Here is a 19,661-nt window from a genome sequence, read left to right as displayed (position 1 = left end):
GGGCGGCGCGCGCGGACGGTGGGTCCGAGAGTATGACGTCCGGGATTAGAACGTGAAGTTGGCGCTCAATACCACCTGGCGCGTTTCGCCCGGCGTCGCCCAGCCGTTGTTGCGGATGCGGGTGTAGTACTCCTCGTCGGCCAGGTTGCTGACGTTGAGCTGCAGGGCGGCATTGCGGTTGATCTTGTAATTGACCATCGCGCGGTGGGTCCAGTAGCTGTCGGCCGTGACCAGGGCGCCGTTGGGGTTGGTCGCGCTGTGCTGGGTCAGCCAGATCTTGCCCTGGTAGGTCGCGCCGTAGCCGATCTGCCACTTCGGCGACAGGTCGTAGGTGGTCCACAGGCTGAAGGAATGCTCCGGCACGTTCAGGAGGCGGTCGCCCTTGGCGTAGTCCAGACCCAGGCCGGCCTGGCGGTCGGACACGCCCTGCAGCACTTCGCTGTCCAGGTAGGCGTAGTTGGCGTAGACCGCCCAACGATCGGTGATCAGGCCGGACACGCCGAGCATCGCGCCGTCGACGCGCGCGCGGCCGTCGAGCTGCTGTGTGCCGGTCGGATTGCTCGGGTTGCCCGGATCGGAGACCTTGTAGTTCTTACGGTCGTTGCGGAACAGCGAACCGGTCAGCGCCAGACGGCCGTCGAACAGATCCCACTTGGTGCCGATTTCGTAGTTGACCGCAGTTTCCGGATCGACCGTGCAGTTGGCGGTGCCGGTGGTGCTGGTGAGCGTGCACGAACCGTTGACCGAAGCCTTGGACGGCGTCTTCGAGTTGCCGTAGGCGGCGTACACGCTCACGTTCTCGACCGGCTTGTAGACCAGGCCGGCGCGGTAGGAGAACAGGTCGTCGGTGTTCTTGGCCGGTACGCCGTAGCCGGTGACGGTGCCGATCGGCTGCGCCGGCAGCGGCGCGCCCACGGTGGTCGGCGCCAGCACGACGGTGGCGGTGTTGGTCTTGCCTTCGTTGTGCTCGTAGCGCGCGCCCAGGCTCAGCAGCCACTGCTCGCTGAACTTGATGGTGTCGAAGACGTAGAGGGCCTGGTTGTCCAGTTCGCCTTCGGTGCGGCCGGTCAGGGTGCGGTTGATCGGGCCGCGGTAGACGTTGTCCGGATTGAACATGTCCATCGTCGGCAGGCCGGCGATGTACGGGTTGGTGCCGTCGGCGTTGCGGAAATCGCTGGTGGTATCGAGGTCGAAGCTCTCGTGCATCACCGAGAAACCCGCGACCAAGGTGTGCTGCACCGCGCCGGTGTTGAACTCGGTGGTCAGGTCGGTCTGGGTGTAGAGCGTGGTGTTGCGGGTGTCGCGGCCGAAACCGCGCGGACCGCTGGGCAGGTAACGGCCCGGACCCACGCCGGCCGGGCAGGCGACGCCGAGCGGGGTCAGGCCGTTGGGCATGCACCAGGTGCCCTGGACCGCGTCCACCAGCGAGAACTGGTCGACCTGCTGCCAGCGCGTCAGGTTGCGCACCTTCATGGTGTCGCTGAAGTTGTGCTCCAGGATCGAGGTCAGCGAGTCGTACTCGATTTCCTGCTTGTCGATGTTCTTGTAGCCGTAGTAGGTCGACGGATCGATGCCCGGCAGCGGACCGCCGTTGAAGAAGGGCACGCCGTACTCGGGGATGTTGTCGTCTTCCTGGTGGACGTAGTTCAGGGTCCAGGTGGTGTTGCTGCCCAGGCCGAAGCTCAGCGAGGGCGCGATGCCCCAGCGCTCGTTGCGCTCGACGTCGCGTCCCGGGATGTCGTTCTGGTGCGCCATCACGTTGATGCGGAACGCGCTGCTGTCGCCGATCAGGAAGTTGCTGTCGGCGGTGACGCGGGCGTAGCTGTCGGTGCCGGCGGCGATGCTGGCGCGGTTGAACTCGGTCGCGCCGGCCATCTTGCTGACCAGATTGATGGTGCCGGCGACCGAGCCCGCGCCCGAGTACACCGAGTTGGCGCCGTTGATGACCTCGACCGATTCCAGGTTGAACGGATCGGTGCGGCTGTACAGACCGCTGTCGCGCACGCCGTCGACGGTGATGTCGTTGCTGGCGTCGAAGCCGCGCAGGTTGATCTTGTCGCCGAAACCGCCGCCGCCTTCGCCGGCGCCGAAGGTGATGCCCGGCAGGGTAGCCATGATGTCCTGCAGCGACAGCAGGTTCTGGCCGTCGATGGTGCTGCGGTCGATCACGGTGATCGTCTGCGGCGTGTCGCGCAGCGGCGCGGTGTACTTGCCCGAGCTGGCCTTCTGGACCTTCACGCCGCGGACTTCGACGCCGTCGAGGTCCTTGGCCTGGGGGTCGGGCGCCGGTGCAGCGGCGGCGGGAAGGCTGAGAGCGAGAGCAAGTGCGCCGGCGAGCGGCGACACGACGAACTTCGTGGTCGACATGGGGGATTTCCGTGAACCGAGGGGTGCGGCGGCCTGGGCCGCGTCAACCGGGAATATTAATGAGATCGATTCGCATTTGCAACGGAAAGTGAACAGGCGGATCGCAGCGAGCGGAGCGGAATAGCTCGGGGAGCCGCGGTCCGGCATGGGGCCGCATTGGGGAGGTGCTCTGCCGACTGTCGGAGAGCTATCGCGACGAAGCCATTCGGCGAGCGGCCGTGGCTAAAACCCGACCTTGCGCGGACGCACGGCCGGCCGGATTGCGCGCCGTCGCGCGCCTCGCGCGTGGGCTAAGCGAGGTCAGGGTGCGAGCGGGCAGCCGCCGATCGGGAGACGGTGCCGGGGCCCGGGGAACGCATCAGGCGCGGTCGTCGCGGGTCCAGATCCCGTCGTTCTCGACCTTGACCGGGAACTTGGTCACCGGGCTGTAGGCCGGCGCGCATAGCGGGCGACCGTCGCGGATGTCGAACTTGGCTCCGTGCAGCACGCACTCGACCGTGGCTTCCTCGCCGTCGTAGTTGCCAGCCGAGAGTTCGAAGTCCTCATGCGAGCACTTGTCCTCCAGCGCGTAGTAGTCGCCGTCGTAGTTGCAGACCAGGATCGGCGTGTCGCCGTCCCAGGCCACGGTGGACTCGCCCGGCAGCAGCTGCGAGGTGGCGCAAACGAAAACCCAGTCGCCCATGGCGTGCTCTCGAAAATTGGGGATTCGGGATCGGCGGCGGACTCGCTCGGCGAATCCCGGCTCCCGACGCTTAGAAGGTTTTTTCCAGAACCTCGAAACGCAGATCGTCGCGCTTGGGCAGGCCGAAGCGCGTATCGCCGTACGGGAACGGCTTGATCTGGCCGGTGCGGCGGTAACCGCGGCGCTCGTAGTAGGCGATCAGTTCGCTGCGGATGTCGATCACGGTCATGCGCATCGCCGGCAGCTTCCAGTCCTCGCGCGCGATGCGTTCGGCCTCGTTGATGACGATCTTGCCGATGCCGCCGCCCTGCAGGTTCGGGCGCACCGAGAACATGCCGAAATAGCCGGCGCCGTCCTCGATCGCGACATGCGCGCAGGCCAGCAGTTCCGGCGCAGCGCCGTCGGCTCCCGGGCGCTCGGCGATCAGCAGCACGCTCTGCGGGCGATCGATGCACTCGGCGATATCGTCGGCGCCGGTGCGGCGGCCGTCGAGGTAGTCGGCTTCGGTGGTCCAGCCGGCGCGGCTGCTGTCGCCGCGGTAGGCGGACTCGACCAGCGCGACCAGGGCGTCGGTGTCGGCGTGGGTGGCGGGACGGAAACTCAGGGTCGTGTCGTTCATGCGAGCAGTTTGCGGACTTTGTTCAAGGCGGCGACGAAGGCATCGACCTCGTCGAAGGTGTTGTAGTACGCCAGCGAGGCGCGGCAGGTCGCGGGCACGCCGAAATGATGCATCAGCGGATGCGCGCAATGATGGCCGGAGCGGATCGCGACGCCTTCCAGGTCGAGCAGGGTCGCCAGATCGTGCGCGTGCGCGCCCTCGACCAGAAAGCTGATCACCGCGGCCTTGTCCGGAGCCTGGCCGAAGATGCGCAGGCCGGGCACTTGGGACAACGCGCGGGTGGCGTGGTCGAGCAGGGCCTGCTCGCGCGCTTCGACGTGGTGCATGCCCAGCGCCGACAGATAGTCGACCGCCGCGCCGAGGCCGATGAAGCCGGCGATGTTGGGCGTTCCGGCTTCGAACTTGTGCGGGGCGTCGTTGAACACGGTGCCTTCGAAGCGCACTTCCTTGATCATCTCGCCGCCGCCGAGGAAGGGCGGCATCTCGGCCAGGTGCTCGCGGCGCGCCCACAGCGCGCCGGTGCCGGTCGGGCCGCTCATCTTGTGGCCGGTGATGGCGTAGAAATCGCAGCCGATCGCGGCGATGTCGAGTGCACGGTGCGGCGCGGCCTGCGAGCCGTCGACCACGCTGACGATGCCGCGCTTGCGCGCTTCGCGGCAGATCTCGCGCACCGGATTGACCGTGCCCAGCACGTTGGAGACGTGGGTCAGGGCGAGCAGCTTCACTTCCGGGGTCAGCAATGAATACAGCTGCGCCAGGTCCAGCCGGCCGAGCTCGTCGATCTCGGCGACCTTGATGATGGCGCCGGTGCGCTGGGCGACCAACTGCCAGGGCACGATGTTGGCATGGTGCTCCATGCGGGTGAGCACGATCGCGTCGCCCGGCCGCAGCCGCGGCAGCGCCCAGGAATAGGCGACCAGGTTCAGGGCGAAGGTGGTGCCGCTGCACAGCACCAGCTCGTCGGCGCGCACGTTGAGGAACCTGGCGAGCTTGCCGCGCGCACCCTCGTAGGCCTCGGTGGCTTCGGTGCCTAGCGCGTGCACCGCGCGGCTGACGTTGGCGTTGTGGTGGCGGTAGAAATCGTCGACCGCGGCGATCACGGCCTCGGGCTTCTGTCCGGTATTGGCCGAATCCAGATACACCAGCGGCTTGCCGTGGACTTCGCGGCTCAGCAGCGGGAAGTCGGCGCGGACCGCGGCCCAGTCGATTGCGGCGGCTGGGGCGTTCATGCGCTTGCGACCTCTTCCAGCGCCGTCAGTGCGGCGTCGAGGCGCGCTTCCAGGGTCGCGCGCAATTGCGGTTCTTCGAACACGGACAGGGTTTCGCGGCAGAACGCGGCGGTCAGCAGCGCGCGCGCCTGCTCGGCGGGCAGGCCGCGCGAACGCAGATAGAACAGGGCATTGCCGTCGAGCTGGCCGACGGTGGCGCCGTGCGCGGCCTGGACTTCGTCGGCGTGGATCTCCAGGACCGGCTGGGTGTCGATCTCCGCGCCTTCGGACAACAGCAGGTTCTTGTTCGACAGCATCGCGGCGGTGCCGTCGGCGCCTTCGCGGATGAGGATGCCGCCGTGGAACGCGGCGCGCGAGCGGCCCGCGCCCATACCGCGCCAGACCAGATCGCAGCGGCTATCGCGGCCGACGTGGTCGATGCCAAGGCGGGTGTCGAGGTGGCGCTTGCCGGTCGCCAGCAGCACGCCGTTGGCGTGCAACTGCGCGGCCTCGCCGTGCAGGGCGACGTTGAGCTCGTGCCGCGACAGCGCGGCGCCCAGTTCCAGGTCGAGGCGGCGGTAGACCGATTCGCGCGACAGCACCGCGTCGGTGCGCGCGATCGCGACGGCGCTCGCGGCCTCGTCCTGCACGCGTGCGTGCGAGAGCGTCGCGCGCGGCGCCAGGTGCACGTGGCTGAGGCTGTTGCCGAGATGGCTGTGGCTGCCGGCACCGAGCGTATGCTCGATCAGGGTCAGGGCCGCGCCTTCCTGCAGTTCGATCAGGTTGCGCAGGTGCCAGGCGATGTCGCCCGCGACCGGCGCGCCGACGAAGACCAGGTGCACGGTGCCGGCCTGCACGCCGGCCTCGACCCGCAGCACCGCGCCGTCGTCGACGAGGGCGGCGTTGATCCGGGCGAAGATCTCTTCGGGACGCTCGAAGCGGCGCTCCAGGAAATTGGACGCGCGCGCGTCGTCGCCGGCCAGCAGCTGCGACAGCGGCCGCAGCGAAACACCGGCGGCGAGGCCGCCTAGGTCGGAATGCGCGGCGTCGTAGCGACCGTTGTTGAACACCAGCCGCGGCGCCGGGATCGTCGCCAGCAGCGCATCGTCGAAGGCGCCGGCCTGCGGCTGCGCGTAGCTGCGTCGCTCCAGATTGCGCAGAGGGGTGTACTTCCAGGCTTCGCTGCGCGCATGCGGCAGGCCGGCCTGGAGCGCGCTTTCCATCGCCTGCACGCGCGCAGGGCCGTGCAGGGGCTGGCGTTGCAGCAGCGGGTTCAGCGCTTCGGAGAAGGAATCGAGCAGTGCGCTCATGTCAGGCCACCGCGGTCGGCGCGATGCGGTCCTTGAGCCAGGCGTAGCCGTGCGCTTCCAGCTCCAGCGCCAGCTCCGGCCCGCCGCTCTCGACGATGCGGCCGTCGGCGAGCACGTGCACCACGTCGGGCTTGATGTAGTCCAGCAGGCGCTGGTAGTGGGTGATCACCAGGAACGCGCGGTCGGGCGCACGCAGGGCGTTGACGCCCTCGGCGACGTTCTTCAGCGCGTCGATGTCGAGACCGGAGTCGGTCTCGTCGAGGATCGCCAGCTTGGGTTCGAGCACGGCCATCTGGAAGATCTCGTTGCGCTTCTTCTCGCCGCCGCTGAAGCCTTCGTTGACGCCGCGGTTGAGCAGTTCGTCCTTCAGGTGCAGCACCGCCAGTTTTTCGCGCACCAGCTTCAGGAACTGCATCGAGTCCAGCTCGGCCTGGCCGCGCGCCTTGCGCTGGGCGTTGAGCGCGGCGCGCAGGAAGTAGGTGTTGTTGACGCCGGCGATCTCGACCGGGTACTGGAAGGCCAGGAACACGCCTTCGGCGGCGCGTTCTTCCGGCTCCAGCGCGAGCAGGTCGCGGCCCTGGAACGTCACCGAGCCCTCGACCACCTCGTAGCCTTCGCGCCCGGCGATGACGTTGCCCAGGGTCGACTTGCCGGCGCCGTTGGGCCCCATGACCGCGTGCACCTGGCCCGGCTGCAGTTCCAGCGAGAGGCCCTTGAGGATGTCCTTGCCGGCGACTCGGACGTGGAGGTTTTCGATCTTGAGCATCTTCTTCGTATCCAGTGGTGGAGCGGCATCCCGGTTGCCGGGAGCCGCTTTTGGCCCCTCTCCCGCGTGCGGGAGAGGGGTTGGGGTGAGGGTCGCGGCGGTCCGCTTGCCCTCATCCGCCCTTCGGGCACCTTCTCAGCCTTGCACACCCTTCGGGCGCCGCTCGCGGGAGAAGGGCAAAGCAAACTCCTGCTCGCGGGAGCAGGCACAGCAGAATCGTCAGCCGACCGAACCTTCGAGGCTGACTTCCAGCAACTTCTTGGCCTCGACCGCGAACTCCATCGGCAGTTCCTTGAACACCGACTTGCAGAAGCCGTCGACGATCATCGACACCGCGTCTTCCTGGCCGATGCCGCGGCTGCGGCAATAGAACAACTGGTCGTCGCTGATCTTGGAGGTGGTGGCCTCGTGCTCGACGGTGGCGTTGGGGTGGCGGACTTCGATGTAGGGGAAGGTGTGGGCGCCGCACTTCTTGCCGATCAGCAGGCTGTCGCACTGGGTGTGGTTGCGCGCGCCTTCGGCGCTGCGCTCGACCTTGACCAGGCCGCGGTAGGTGTTCTGGCCGCGGCCGGCGCTGATGCCCTTGCTGACGATCTTGGACTTGGTGCGCTTGCCGACGTGGATCATCTTGGTGCCGGTGTCGGCCTGCTGGCGGTGGTGGGTCAGGGCCACCGAATAGAACTCGCCGCTGGAGTCGTCGCCGATCAGCACGCAGGACGGATACTTCCAGGTGATCGCCGAACCGGTTTCGACCTGGGTCCAGCTGATCTTGCTGCGCGCGCCGCGGCATTCGCCGCGCTTGGTGACGAAGTTGTAGATGCCGCCGACGCCGTTCTCGTCGCCGGGGTACCAGTTCTGCACGGTCGAATACTTGATCTCGGCGTCTTCCAGCGCGACCAGCTCGACCACCGCCGCGTGCAGCTGGTTCTCGTCGCGCATCGGCGCGGTGCAGCCTTCGAGGTAGCTGACGTAGCTCTTGTCCTCGGCCACGATCAGGGTGCGCTCGAACTGGCCGGTGTTGAGGGCGTTGATGCGGAAGTAGGTGCTCAGCTCCATCGGGCAGCGCACGCCCTTGGGGATGAACACGAAGCTGCCGTCGGAGAACACCGCCGAATTGAGCGCGGCGAAGTAATTGTCGTGGGTCGGCACCACGCTGCCGAGATACTTCTGCACCAATTCGGGGTGCTCGCGGATCGCCTCGGACATCGAGCAGAAGATCACGCCCTTCTCGGCCAGTTCCTTGCGGAAGGTGGTGCCGACCGAAACCGAGTCGAACACCGCGTCGACCGCGACGCCGGCGAGCTTGGCGCGTTCGTGCAGCGGCACGCCGAGCTTGTCGTAGGTGTCGATCAGTTCCTGCGGCACCTCGTCCAGCGAGGCGTACTTGGCCTTGGGCGCGGAGTAGTAGCTCACGCCCTGGAAGTCGATCGGGGCGATGTTGAGCTTGGCCCAGTGCGGCATCGGCATGGTCAGCCAATGCCGGTACGCGGCCAGGCGCCAGTCCAGCATCCACTGCGGCTCTTCCTTCTTGGCCGAAAGCGCACGGATGATGTCTTCGCTGAGCCCGGGCGGCAGGCTGTCGGATTCGATGTCGGTGACGAAGCCGGCCTCGTAGCGGCGGCCGAGCTGCTCGTGGATCGCCTCGTTCTGGAGCGGGCGGTCGGCGAGGTCGGTGGCGGGCGCGGCGATGGGGGCGGTCTTTTCGATGATGTCGGTGGCCATGGGGCTGCCTACTGTCTATGCGTTGGCCAGGTGCAGTGCGATGCGCCTGGTTTCGGGTTCGGGCGGCGACGCGGGAGGCGCCAGCATCTGCGCCAGGGTCACGCTGCGCAGGGCTTCGACCACGACGTCGTTGATGCGGCGCCAGTTGGCGCGCACGCCGCACTGCTGCTCGATGCCGCAGTTGCCGGCGTGGACGCTGCACTCGGTCATGCCGAGCGGACCCTCCATGGCCTCGACGATTTCGATCAGGCCGATCTCCTGGGCCGGGCGCGCCAGGCGATAGCCGCCGTTGGCGCCGCGGAAGCCCTCGACCAGGCCGGCCTGGGCCAGCGGCTTGAGCAGCTTGCTCACGGTCGGCGTTTCCAGGCCGGCGCGCTCGGCCAGTTCCGAGGCGCTGAGCACGGCATCGGGCACGCCTTCCAATTGGGCGGCGAGCACGGTCAGGACGACCGTCGCGTAGTCGGTGAGTTTGGTGACGCGGAGCATCGGCGTGGGGTCGGTTTAATCCGTACCGGAATTGTACGGTTTAAGGCCGGCCAGGGCCAGCACCCGCATTCAGGTAGGGCGGGGCTGGCGAGCCTGGGCTGCGGGATCGTCCCGCTCAGGCGGCAGGTTGGGGTGGCCGGGTGCCAGGGATTCTCCGGGGCGGGCGTTCGACCCGGCCGGGAGGGGGCCGGTGTCGGTCGTGGCCGGCACTTATTGCGTGACCCGAGCCGAGGCGTCTGCGAGCGATGGGTCTCCTGCACAGGATTGCGTGTGTGGCGTGGCCGAACGGTGCGGGCATCGGCCCTTGGGCGATGCCGTGCACAGCACAGGCCCGCGGAGCAGGCGAGTTGCGCCGAGCGTCGCGACGAAAGCGGAACAGTCGTCGCGGCCGGTGCATGCGGGCGATGGCCGCGGACCTGCATTTGCGGTCAAAATGCCGGCTCGTCTCTTCTGGATTACCGCATGCCGCGCAAGATCGCCGCCCGCCGTTCCGCCATCCACGGTAACGGCGTCTTCGCCGTCAATCCGATCGCCAAGGGCGAACGCGTAATCGAATACAAGGGTAGCCGCCGTACCCACGAAGAGGTCGATGCGGGCGATTCCGGCGACACCGACTCCGGTCATACCTTCCTGTTCACGCTCAACGACGAGTACGTGATCGACGCCAACTTCGAAGGCAACAGCGCGCGCTGGATCAACCACAGCTGCGCGCCGAACTGCGAAGCCGTGCTGGACGAGGACGAGGGCGACGACCGCCGCAAGGACCGGGTCTTCATCGAGGCGATTCGCGCCATCGCGCCGGGCGAGGAGCTGTCCTACAACTACGGCATCACCCTGGCCGAGAAGCACACCAAGCGTCTGAAGAAGATCTGGGAATGCCGCTGCGGCGCGGAAAACTGCACCGGCACCATGCTGCAGCCGAAGAAGGACAAGAAAGACAAGAAGAATAAGAAGAAGGACAAGGACAAGAAGAAAAAGAAGGACAAGAAGAAGTCCAAGAAGGATTGAGGCCTCGCGCCCGTTAGCACGGGCGCGGCGGCTGGGATCGGACGGCTTTGGGGTAGGAGCGGCGTGAGCCGCGACCGCGCCCTCCGCTTGCGACGCCCTCTCGATGTCGCGATCGCGGCTCACGCCGCTCCCACAGGAAGCGATCGCGGCTCACGCCGCTCCTACAGGAAGCGTCCGCGGCTCACGCTGCTTTTGCAGGGGGCCGCCCCAGGGCCGGCTGGTACCAATGGCCGATGGCCGCCGCGGCTGCGCCCGCGGGACACTGCGGTCCCGCGCCGCAACACCGCGATAACGCACGGCGGCGACAATGGCCGCCCACGCGTCCGCAGCGGCCGCGTCCCCCCATCCGCATCGCATCCCCAGGAGTCGCCATGAGTTCGATCCAAGGCCAGGTCGCCGTCGTCACCGGAGCCGCCAGCGGCATCGGCAAGGAAATCGCCCACGAACTGGCCCGCGCCGGCGCCGCGATCGCGATCGCCGATCTCAACCAGGCCGGTGCCCAGGCCGTGGCCGACGAGATCGTCGCCGCAGGGGGCCGAGCGATCGGCGTGGCCATGGACGTCACCGACGAGGCCGCGGTCGACGCCGGCATCGCGCGCGTGGTGGCCGAGCTCGGCGGCATCGACATCCTGGTGTCCAACGCCGGCATCCAGATCGTCAATCCGATCGAGAACTACGCCTTCGGCGATTGGAAGAAGATGCTGGCGATCCACCTCGACGGCGCCTTCCTGACCACCAAGGCGGCGTTGCCGCATATGTACAAGGACAACAAGGGCGGCACCGTGATCTACATGGGCTCGGTGCATTCGCACGAGGCCTCGCCGCTGAAGTCGGCCTACGTCACCGCCAAGCACGGCCTGCTGGGCCTGTCGCGGGTGCTGGCCAAGGAAGGCGCCAAGCACGGCGTGCGCAGCCACGTGGTCTGCCCGGGCTTCGTGCGCACCCCGCTGGTCGACAAGCAGATTCCGGAGCAGGCCAAGGAACTGGGCATCAGCGAGGACGAGGTGATCCGCAAGGTGATGCTGGGCAACACCGTCGACGGCGTGTTCACCACGGTCGAAGACGTGGCCAAGACCGTGCGCTTCCTGTCCGAGTTCCCGAGCGCGGCCCTGACCGGGCAGAGCATCGTGGTCAGCCACGGCTGGTACATGCAGTAAGGTCGGGGCATGGCGACGACTCCCGGCAAGCGTGCTTCCTCCGCGCCGCGCAAGCGCGCGGCCGCGAAACCCAGGCCCGCGAAACCCGATCCCGCGGCGGTGCCGCCGCAGCAGCGCCGGCCCGAGCGCACCGCCCTGGTCCTGCAGGGCGGCGGCGCGCTCGGCGCCTACCAGGCCGGCGTCTACCAGGGCCTGGACGAAGCGGGGATCGCGCCGGACTGGCTGGCCGGCATCTCGATCGGCGCCTTCAATACCGCGATCGTGGCCGGCAACGCGCCCGGGCGCCGGGTCGAGGCCCTGCGCGAGTTCTGGGACACGATCTCGCAGCCGACCCTGCTGCCGGCGACCACGCTGGGGCAGGAAGCGCGCTATGCCGGCCTCGGCGACGACCTGCGCGCCTGGCTCGACACCTGGGAGGCCTGGCGCGCCCTGGTCGAGGGCCAGCGCGGCTTCTACCGACCGCGCGGCCTGGAGTCGCTGGCGCCCGGCCCCGGCGACTCCAGCTGGTACGACACCTCGCCGATGATCGCGACCCTGGAGCGCATGGTCGATTTCGATCGCCTCAACGACGGCGGCATCCGGGTCTCGGTCGGCGCGGTCAATGTGCGTACCGGCAACCTCGAATACTTCGACAACACCCAGATGCGCCTGGACGCACGCCATATCCTCGCCTCCGGCGCGCTGCCGCCGGCGTTCCCGGCGGTCGAGATCGACGGCGAGTACTACTGGGACGGAGGTCTGGTCTCGAACACGCCGCTGTCGCAGGTGTTGGCCAGCGAGCCACGCCGCGACACCTTGGTGTTCCAGGTCGACCTGTGGAGCGCGCGGGGCGAGCTGCCGCAGACCCTGCTGGACGTCGCCGAGCGCCAGAAGGAGATCCAGTACTCCAGCCGCACCCGACTGATCACCGAGACCCAGCGCGTGGCCCAGCATTACCGCCGGCTGCTGCGCGAGCTGCTCGAGGAAATCCCCGAGGACGTGCGCCGCAGCAATCCCTGGGCGCAGTACGCGGCGCAGTTGGCCTGCGACCGCCGCTACAGCGTGATCCACCTGATCTACCGCGATCGCGCCCGGATCGGGCACTTCAAGGACTACCAGTTCGGCCGGGTCGCGATGCGCGAGCACTGGCTGTCGGGCCGGGCCGACATCGCACGCGCGCTGGCCCATCCGGAATGGCTGGAACTGCCGACCGGCGAGGCGGCCTTCGTTTCGCACGACGCGACCGCCTGAGTCCCTGGCCTGCAATCTTCCCCGCCCCCCGCGGGAGCAGGGCGCGCGCAGCGCCGGATGAGGGCGGGGATGAAATTCCCCTGAACGCGATGCCGCGGATTTCCCGATCATGCGCGCGCGAATGCGCGGCAAAAACCCTGCCTGCAGCGGATGCGCAACGACTGCGAAGGGTTGCCATGACTTTTGCCATTCGGTAACTGCGTGCGCGCCGTCTAGGCTTCGCCACGCTCGGGCGCCGCGACCGCCGGGGCCCGCTCCACACGCAACCTTTCGGTCGGCGTTCGCATCCCACCGATGCCGAACGTCCGCGCGGCGGTTCGTGCCGACATCCCCATAAGTACCGAGGCACCCGCGATGCGCGCACCCCTGACTCTGTCCATCCTCGCCGCGCTTGCCGCCGCACCGCTCGCGCAGGCGGTCGAAATCGACGGCCGCATCGACCCGGCCGAATGGGAAGGCGCGCAACGCATCACCGACTTCCGCCTGACCCAGCCGCTGTCGCGGGCGCCGGCGCCGCAGCCGACCGAGGCCTTGGTGCTGGCCACGCAGCAGGGCCTGGCGATCGGCTTCCGCAATACCCAGGCGCAGAGCATTCCGCGCACGCGCCAGTTCGCCCAGCGCGATGAGGGCGGCCCGGTCGACCGGGTCAACCTGTACGTCGATTTCGACGGCGACGGCCGCAACGGCTACAACTTCACCGTGTTGCTGTCCAACAGCATCAACGACACCACGATCGGCAACGAGAACCAGTTCAACGACGACTGGGACGGCGACTGGCGCCACGCCACCAGCGAGGACGAGACGGGCTGGTACGTCGAGATGCTGATTCCCTGGCATATAGCGCCGATGCGCGCGGCCAGCGCCGACGGCAAGCGCACGCTGGGACTGTCGCTGGACCGGGTGATCGGCGCCACCGGCGAGCGCGCCTCATGGCCGGCGGTGAGCTTCAACGAAAGCCGCTTCCTGACCGCGCTCGAGCGCATCCAGGTGCCGGCCTACAGCCAGTCGCTGCTCGCGATCACGCCCTACGTATCCGGCATCTACGACGCGGTCGGCCGGGGCAGCGACTTCGACGGCGGCGTCGACTTGTTCTGGAAGCCGAACGGCCGTTTCCAGCTCAGTGCCACGCTCAACCCGGATTTCGGTCAGGTCGAGAGCGACGAACTTACGGTCAACTTCAGCGCCACCGAAACCTTCTTCAGCGACAAGCGCCCGTTCTTCACCGAGAACCAGGGCTTCTTCGACGTGCCCTTCGGCGCGCTCAACAACAACAGCCGCCTGATCTACACCCGCCGCGTCGGCGGCAGGAACGACGATGGTGTCGGTTCCGGAGACGTCACCGCCGCGGTCAAGGTCAACGGCAGCGCCGCCGGTTTCAACTACGGCGTATTCGCGGCCACCGAAGCCGACGACATCGGCCGCGACTTCTATGCCGTGCGCGCCAGCCGCGACTTCGCCGCGCAGGGCGTGGGCGCGATGGTCACCCGGGTAAACCGGCCGTTCCTGGACCGCGAGGCGACGGTGTACGAGTTCGACCACCGCTGGACCCCGAATTCGCAGTGGTCGATCCGCAGCACCCTGGTCGGTTCCGACGTCGACCAGGCCGGCCGCAGCAGCCGCGACAGCGGCGCCCAACTGCGCATGGACTACGACATGGGCAAAGGCTGGCGCCAGCAACTGTACGCGCTGCACCTGGGGCGCGACCTGCAGCTCAACGACTTCGGCTACCTCGAGCGCAACAACTTCAACTACCTGCGCTACGACCTCGGCCACCGAGTCACCGATCTGCCGGCCGACTCGGCCTACGCCGGCAAGGATTTCCACTACGCGGTTTCGCGCCGCTACAACGATCAGGGCGTACACATCGCCGACGCCTTCGCGATCAACCGCCGCAGCGATCTGCGCGACGGCGGCAACGAATTCGCCGAAATCGCGGCCTGGAGTTCCGGCCACGACGACCTGATCACCCGCGGCAACGGCGTGGTCGACGTGCCGTCCAAGCTGTACCTGTACTACGAACGTTTCCGCCCGCGCCAGAACGGCGGGCGCTGGGCGTTCTACGGCGAAGCCCAGTATGCGGCCGAAGGCCTGGGCGGCATGGACGAGGGCAAGTCGCGGCTGTACTTCGAGCCGCGCTACCACGTCAGCGACCGTCTGAGCTTCTTCAGCGGCATGGAGGTCTCGCACAACCCGGACTGGCTGCTGTGGCGCGGCGGCAACCTGCTCGGCAGCTTCCGCTCCGACATGATCACGCTCAACGCCGGTTCGGTGTGGCTGATCGACGACAAGCAGGAGCTGCGCGTGCGGCTGGAGGCGATCGGCCTGGACGCGCACAGCCGCCAGGCCTACCGCGTCGCCGCCGACGGCCGGCCGCTGAAGGTCGCCGAGTCGATTCCGGACTTCAATCTGCGCAACCTCGGTTTCCAGATCCGCTACCGCTACGAGCTGGCGCCGCTGTCGCACCTGTACATCGCCTACGTGCGCGGCGGCGATCTGTTCGAAGAAGGCCTGAACCAGGAAGGCAGCGCCGGGCGCGAGTTCCGCGACGCGTTCGATCTGCGCGACAGCGAACAGCTGCTGGTCAAGCTGTCGTATCGCTTCGAGATCTGAGCCGGCGCCCGGCGTCGGCGCTCAAGGCGCCGGTGCGACCGGCACCGGTTTCACCCGCAGCGCCCACAGCACGCCGGCGATCAGCAGGCCGATGCCCAGGAACGTCAGCGGACGCGGCATCGCGCCGCGCAGCATGAAGGCGTAGGCCAGCGCGAACAGGGTCTCGAATACGATCAGCTGCCCGGCCAGCGCGGTCGGCAGCCGCTGGCTGGCTTCGTTCCAGCACAGCGTGCCGACCCAGGACGCGAGCAGGCCGATGGCGGCCATCAGGCCGATGAAGAAACCTGGCCTGGGGCCGAACGGCATCGCGAATTCGCTGTCGCTAGCGGCCATGCCGGTCCACAGCACGGCGTAGCCCAGCAAGGCCAGCGGCAAGGTCGCCAGGCCCTGCGAGGTGGCCCAGGTGCGCGGGTTGCGGCCGGGATGCGCGCGCAGCCAGTCGGCGTTGCGCAGCGGGTACCAGGTCCAGCAGGCCAGGGCGCCGAGCGCGAGCAGGCCGCCGCTGAGGTAACGCCGCAGATCCGCCCGGCCGTCGCTGAGCAGCGCGTCGAGTTCGACCTGGTTGACGCAGGCGATGCCGGCGGCGATCAGCAGCAGCGACGGCGCCAGCCGCGCCCACGGCAGGCGGCCGTCGCGCCGGGCGTTGCGGCGGTTGGCGGCGATCGCGATCACCACCGGCAAGGTGCCGATGATCATGGTCGGCAGCGGTCCGCCGGCGCGTTGGATCGCGCTGGCCAGGCACAGGTAATAAAGCAGGTTGCCGATCGCGCACAGCTTGAGCGCCTCGATCCAGTCGGCGCGGCTCAACTGGCGCAGCGCCGCGCGGTCCAGCCAGGCCAGCGGCAAGGCGATCAGGCCGAAGGCGAGGTAGCGCGCGACCGACTGCAGCGCGGCGGGGTATTCGGGCAGCAGCAGCGGGCCGACGAAGACCAGGCCCCAGATCAGGCCGGCCAACAGCGCGTAGAGGGTTCCGATCAGCATGGCCGCAGGGTGCCGCAAGCGCGGCCGCGGTTCTTGTACGAGATTGCGATGCCGGTTTGCGGCTTGCGGCTCGCGGACCTGCTCAGCCGCGCAGCTGCTTGCGATAGCGCGCCGGAGTGACGCCGTAGCGGCGGGCGAAGGCGCGGGTGAGGTGGGCCTGATCGGCCAGCCCGGTCTCGGCCGCGACCTGCGCCGGCGCCATGCCCTGGGCGAGCCGGCGCTTGGCCTGGTGCAGGCGCAGCGCCATCAGCATCTGCTGCGGGGTGACGTGGTAGTGATCGCGGAAGCGGCGCAGGAAGTGGAACGGGCTGAGGCCGGCGACGGCCGCCAGTTGCTCCAGGCTGAGCCGTTCGGCCAGGTGCGCGCGCAGGTAGTCGAGCACCGGGGCGAAGCGCGGCTTCGCCTCGGCGCGATTGCGTTGGGGCACGCGGGCGTGGTCGCGGAATTCGTCCAGCAGCGCGGCGAGCTGGCTGTCGAAGGCCAGCGGTTCGCGCGCCTGCCATAGCGCATCCAGGCGCGCGCTGATCCGGCGCGCGCGCGCCGGATCGTGGCGCACCGCATCGTCGAACCACCAGCCGGACTCGCCGGTGACTTCCGCGGCCAGATCGGGATCGACGTAGGCCATGCGGTAGCGCCAGCCGCCCTCGGTTTCGGCGCGGCCGGTGTGCAGCACGTCGGGATTCATCATCACCAGCGAATCCGGAGGCGCGAGGTGATCGCTGCCGCGGTAACGGAAGCGCTCGACGCCCGATTCGATCGCGCCCAGGCCGTAGGCTTCGTGGGTGTGCGGCTCGAAGGCGTGGCGGACGATATGCGCGCGGTAGAGCTCGATGCCGCCGCGATGCGCGGGCTGCCGGAACTCGGCGGCGTCGTGGACGTGGGCGAATTGCACGGGTACGCCTTGCATGGAATCGAGTATCGCATGCGCTGCCACATCGCCAGATCGGCGGCCGGCGCGGGGTTAGGGATTGCCGTTGCGGAGCGCTTCCACGCTGGCCCAGGCCTGCGGCGTCATGATCTCGAACAGGCCGGCGCGCGCGCTGCGCCGGCCGAGCATGGTCAGGGCATGATCGCGGCTGAGCAGGCAGCTCGCGTCGGCGGCGTAGGCGAGTTCCAGGAATTTCTGATCGTCCGGATCGGCGCAGCGCGGTAGCGCGGTCTGCGGCGGCGGGCGGCGCTCGGCTTCCGGCAATACCGGCACGAGGGCGTCGTAGGCCTGCAGCGCCTGGGCCTGCGCCTGCGGGTCCAGGCCGAGCTGCGGATAGGCGAGCACGCGCTGCCACTCGTCGCGGCAGTCGCTGTCGCTGACCGCCCGGTAGCGCCCGCTCGCGAGCGCGTCGGCGAGCGCGCTCGCGCGCGGGTCGCGGAACACGAACAGGTCGAGGCAGACGTTGGTGTCCAGCACCAGCCGCGGCGTCGTCATCGCAGGCTCCGCCGCTTACAGATCGTCTTCGCCCGGAAACGACGCCGACAGCTCCGAGATCACGATCCACTTGCCTTGCTCGGGGTACTTGGGATCGTCGCTGGAATAGGTGCCTTCGCCGACCGGCGTCTTGCCCTGCGGAATGCCCTGGCCACCGTTGTCGAGCAGTCCCAGGCTGGCGCTGCGGCCGACCTGTTCGTCCTTGCGCGCGTCGAGCTTGCCGCCGTGGTAATCGACGATGGTGCCGCCGTAGTCCCACTCCAGGCCGTAGAACGAAATCGGTTTGCCGTTGAGCTCGACCATCTCGGCCAGCGGCATGCCCATACGCAGGCCGTTGTCGAGGGTCCACCTGGATTCGCGGTCGAGCACGCGCACCAGCGACAGGCCCTGCAGGGTCTGATCGTTCTGGAAGTACAGATAGGCGCGCCGGGTCGGATCGTCGGGGAACAGGATCACGCCCGGGAACTCCTCGCCCTCGGCGCCCGGCACCTTGCCCAGGCGCACGTTGGCGGCGCCGTAGCGCTTGCGCAGTTCGTCGGGGCTGGTGTCGGGAGCGAAATCGCCGGGCAGCACCAAGGCGGCAGTCGCCGGTGCGGCGACGTTGTCCGTCGCGGCCGGCGCAGCGGGCGCTGGCGTCGCGTTCCGTGGCGCGGTCGCGGCGGAGGGCGCCGGCGCCGGCGTGTCCGCGGTCGACGCGGAAGGCTCGCAGGCGCCCAGCGCCACGACGATCAACGAGGACGACACCAGCGCGCGCAGCTTCATGGCTTCACTTCCCTCAGGTCGGCGCTGCCGATGCGCCAGGCGCGCTGTTCCGGCGTCGCGCCGTCGACCACGGCGCGGCGCAGCACGTAGGCGCCGATGTATTTGCGCTGGCTGCCGTCGCGCTGGGTCGCGGTCAGCGCCACCGGCACTTCCAGGTAACGCGAGCCGGCGCCGGCATCGACCCGGCCCGGCGGCAGGATCTCGGCCGAGACGCCGTTGATATCGGCGAAGCCGTCGGCGAACTGCTGCGACGACTGGCCGCTGGCGCGGCCGCCGTCGGACCATAGCGCGTAGGCGCGGGCATACTGGCGGGCGTTGATCGCGGCGTAGTAGTCGCGCACGACCGCGACCGCGTCCTCCGGCGTGGGTTCGTCGGCCGGGGCTTGGGTTCCGTCTTCGACCGGCGCGGTACCGTCCTGGACGAGCGCCGCCTCGGTGCCGTCCTCGGGCGTGGCCGGCAGGATCGGATTGCCGTTCTCGTCCAGCGTCACTTCCGTCGACAGCTCGGCGCCGCTGGGCGGGCCGACCTGACCGGGACCGGGCTGCGTAGGCATGCCGGTGACGCCGCCGCTGGCGCCCTGCGGCGCTGGCAGCAGTTCGCCGGGCTCGCCGTTGGCGGCGCGCGCCTGCGGGTCGTCGTCCTTGCCGCAGGCGGCGAGCGCGAGCGCGGCGGCGAGCAGCAGGCTGGCGTGACGGAGCGTGCGCATGTCAGCGGTCGAGATGGACGACGACGCGGCCGTGTTCGATCTGGGTGCTGCCGATGCGGCGCGAACCCAGCTTGTCGAGCAGGCTGTTGTCGAAGCGGTAGACGGGTTCCTGGCGCGCGTAGTCGCTGAGCCAGGCATTGAGCAGTTCGCGCGAGGCGCCGGTCATCATGCCGCCCAGTTGCGGCACGTCGACGTAGTCGATGCGCGGATCGAGCAGGTGCAGGCCCTGGGTGGTCGCGTCGTAGCGCAGCGCGCTGGTCAGGGTGAAGCGTCCGGACGGACGCTGCGAGGAGCCGGCGCCGAGCGCGGCCAAGGCGATGTCGAAGTCCAGGCGCAGGCGCTCGCCACCATCGGGGATCGACAGGCGCGGGTTCATCAGGGTCACCGCGACCAGGCCGCCGAGCTTCTCGTAGCGCTTGGGGAAGTTGCGGCTCAGCGACTGCTGCAACTGCGGCGCGGTGAACGCGACCTCGTTGCCGAGGTAGGCGCTGACCGCGTTGAGGGTCGAGCAGGCCGCCAGCGCCAGCAGGGCGGCGGCCAGCAGCAGGGAGCGCAGCAGGGTGGAGCGAAAGCGCGGTCGGGCGGGCATCGGCAGGTTCCGTGGTCGATTCGCGCACGATACC

General features: G+C 68.7%; 17 protein-coding genes and 1 pseudogene. 4 read left to right on the top strand and 14 right to left on the bottom strand.

The annotated features are described in order from the left end of the window. Nucleotides 1–45 precede the first annotated feature (45 nt). The 8 genes from ASE10_RS03440 to ASE10_RS03405 all read right to left on the bottom strand — a co-directional run bounded on the left by ASE10_RS03440 (nt 46) and on the right by ASE10_RS03405 (nt 9,160). Nucleotides 46–2,367, bottom strand: a complete 2,322-nt coding sequence (locus tag ASE10_RS03440; protein WP_055903177.1) for a TonB-dependent siderophore receptor — start codon at nt 2,365–2,367, stop codon at nt 46–48. Between the two features lie 358 nt (nt 2,368–2,725). Continuing rightward, the gene (locus ASE10_RS03435; protein ID WP_055903174.1) at nt 2,726–3,049 is read right to left on the bottom strand and encodes a non-heme iron oxygenase ferredoxin subunit; all 324 of its coding nucleotides are present in this window, start codon (nt 3,047–3,049) and stop codon (nt 2,726–2,728) included. Nucleotides 3,050–3,119: 70 nt separating this feature from the next. Further along, nucleotides 3,120–3,668, bottom strand: coding sequence for a GNAT family N-acetyltransferase (locus ASE10_RS03430; RefSeq protein WP_055903172.1), 549 nt, complete (start codon nt 3,666–3,668; stop codon nt 3,120–3,122). Continuing rightward, nucleotides 3,665–4,897 (bottom strand): cysteine desulfurase, encoded by a 1,233-nt coding sequence (locus tag ASE10_RS03425; RefSeq protein WP_055903171.1) that lies wholly within the window; start codon nt 4,895–4,897, stop codon nt 3,665–3,667. The genes ASE10_RS03430 and ASE10_RS03425 overlap by 4 nt, the downstream gene beginning before the upstream one ends. Next, complete coding sequence (gene sufD / locus ASE10_RS03420) at nt 4,894–6,099, bottom strand: Fe-S cluster assembly protein SufD (protein ID WP_235567537.1); 1,206 nt, start codon at nt 6,097–6,099, stop codon at nt 4,894–4,896. Before sufD ends, ASE10_RS03425 begins: the two co-directional genes overlap by 4 nt. 88 nt (nt 6,100–6,187) lie before the next feature. Further along, entirely contained in the window at nt 6,188–6,952 is a 765-nt protein-coding gene (sufC, locus tag ASE10_RS03415; protein WP_055903167.1) for a Fe-S cluster assembly ATPase SufC, read from the bottom strand. Nucleotides 6,953–7,171: 219 nt separating this feature from the next. Then, the gene (gene sufB / locus ASE10_RS03410; RefSeq protein WP_055903165.1) at nt 7,172–8,674 is read right to left on the bottom strand and encodes a Fe-S cluster assembly protein SufB; all 1,503 of its coding nucleotides are present in this window, start codon (nt 8,672–8,674) and stop codon (nt 7,172–7,174) included. A gap of 15 nt (nt 8,675–8,689) precedes the next feature. Beyond that, on the bottom strand, nt 8,690–9,160 hold the full coding sequence (locus ASE10_RS03405; protein ID WP_055903164.1) for an SUF system Fe-S cluster assembly regulator: 471 nt from the start codon (nt 9,158–9,160) through the stop codon (nt 8,690–8,692). A 462-nt stretch (nt 9,161–9,622) separates the two neighbouring features. On the opposite strand from ASE10_RS03405, the pseudogene ASE10_RS03400 reads away from it, so the two are divergent. The 4 genes and pseudogenes from ASE10_RS03400 to ASE10_RS03385 form a co-directional block, all read left to right on the top strand. Next, nucleotides 9,623–10,087, top strand: a pseudogene (locus ASE10_RS03400) (SET domain-containing protein-lysine N-methyltransferase); the annotation flags it as partial. A 452-nt stretch (nt 10,088–10,539) separates the two neighbouring features. Beyond that, nucleotides 10,540–11,325, top strand: a complete 786-nt coding sequence (locus tag ASE10_RS03395; RefSeq protein WP_055903162.1) for a 3-hydroxybutyrate dehydrogenase — start codon at nt 10,540–10,542, stop codon at nt 11,323–11,325. Between the two features lie 9 nt (nt 11,326–11,334). Then, nucleotides 11,335–12,555 carry a patatin-like phospholipase family protein gene (locus ASE10_RS03390; protein ID WP_055903160.1) on the top strand — a complete coding sequence of 407 codons (1,221 nt, stop codon included), beginning with the start codon at nt 11,335–11,337 and terminating at the stop codon, nt 12,553–12,555. A gap of 354 nt (nt 12,556–12,909) precedes the next feature. Beyond that, nucleotides 12,910–15,165 (top strand): DUF5916 domain-containing protein, encoded by a 2,256-nt coding sequence (locus ASE10_RS03385; protein ID WP_055903158.1) that lies wholly within the window; start codon nt 12,910–12,912, stop codon nt 15,163–15,165. Between the two features lie 21 nt (nt 15,166–15,186). Here the strand turns inward: ASE10_RS03385 and ASE10_RS03380 are convergent, their stop codons facing one another. From ASE10_RS03380 to ASE10_RS03355, 6 genes are all read right to left on the bottom strand, one after another. Continuing rightward, complete coding sequence (locus ASE10_RS03380) at nt 15,187–16,146, bottom strand: DMT family transporter (protein WP_055903156.1); 960 nt, start codon at nt 16,144–16,146, stop codon at nt 15,187–15,189. A gap of 82 nt (nt 16,147–16,228) precedes the next feature. Next, nucleotides 16,229–17,038 carry an AraC family transcriptional regulator gene (locus ASE10_RS03375; protein WP_235565818.1) on the bottom strand — a complete coding sequence of 270 codons (810 nt, stop codon included), beginning with the start codon at nt 17,036–17,038 and terminating at the stop codon, nt 16,229–16,231. A 69-nt stretch (nt 17,039–17,107) separates the two neighbouring features. After that, complete coding sequence (locus ASE10_RS03370) at nt 17,108–17,569, bottom strand: PIN domain-containing protein (RefSeq protein WP_055903154.1); 462 nt, start codon at nt 17,567–17,569, stop codon at nt 17,108–17,110. 15 nt (nt 17,570–17,584) lie between these two features. Next, on the bottom strand, nt 17,585–18,331 hold the full coding sequence (locus ASE10_RS20685; protein ID WP_055903152.1) for a hypothetical protein: 747 nt from the start codon (nt 18,329–18,331) through the stop codon (nt 17,585–17,587). Further along, nucleotides 18,328–19,038, bottom strand: coding sequence for a hypothetical protein (locus tag ASE10_RS03360; protein WP_055903150.1), 711 nt, complete (start codon nt 19,036–19,038; stop codon nt 18,328–18,330). The genes ASE10_RS20685 and ASE10_RS03360 overlap by 4 nt, the downstream gene beginning before the upstream one ends. Nucleotide 19,039: 1 nt before the next feature. After that, complete coding sequence (locus tag ASE10_RS03355; protein ID WP_055903148.1) at nt 19,040–19,627, bottom strand: DUF1439 domain-containing protein; 588 nt, start codon at nt 19,625–19,627, stop codon at nt 19,040–19,042. Nucleotides 19,628–19,661: the final 34 nt, after the last annotated feature.

Source organism: Lysobacter sp. Root76 (assembly GCF_001428685.1).
Taxonomy (GTDB): domain Bacteria; phylum Pseudomonadota; class Gammaproteobacteria; order Xanthomonadales; family Xanthomonadaceae; genus Lysobacter.
Note: the sequence above shows the minus strand (reverse complement) of the source record. Positions and strands in the feature narration are given on the sequence as shown.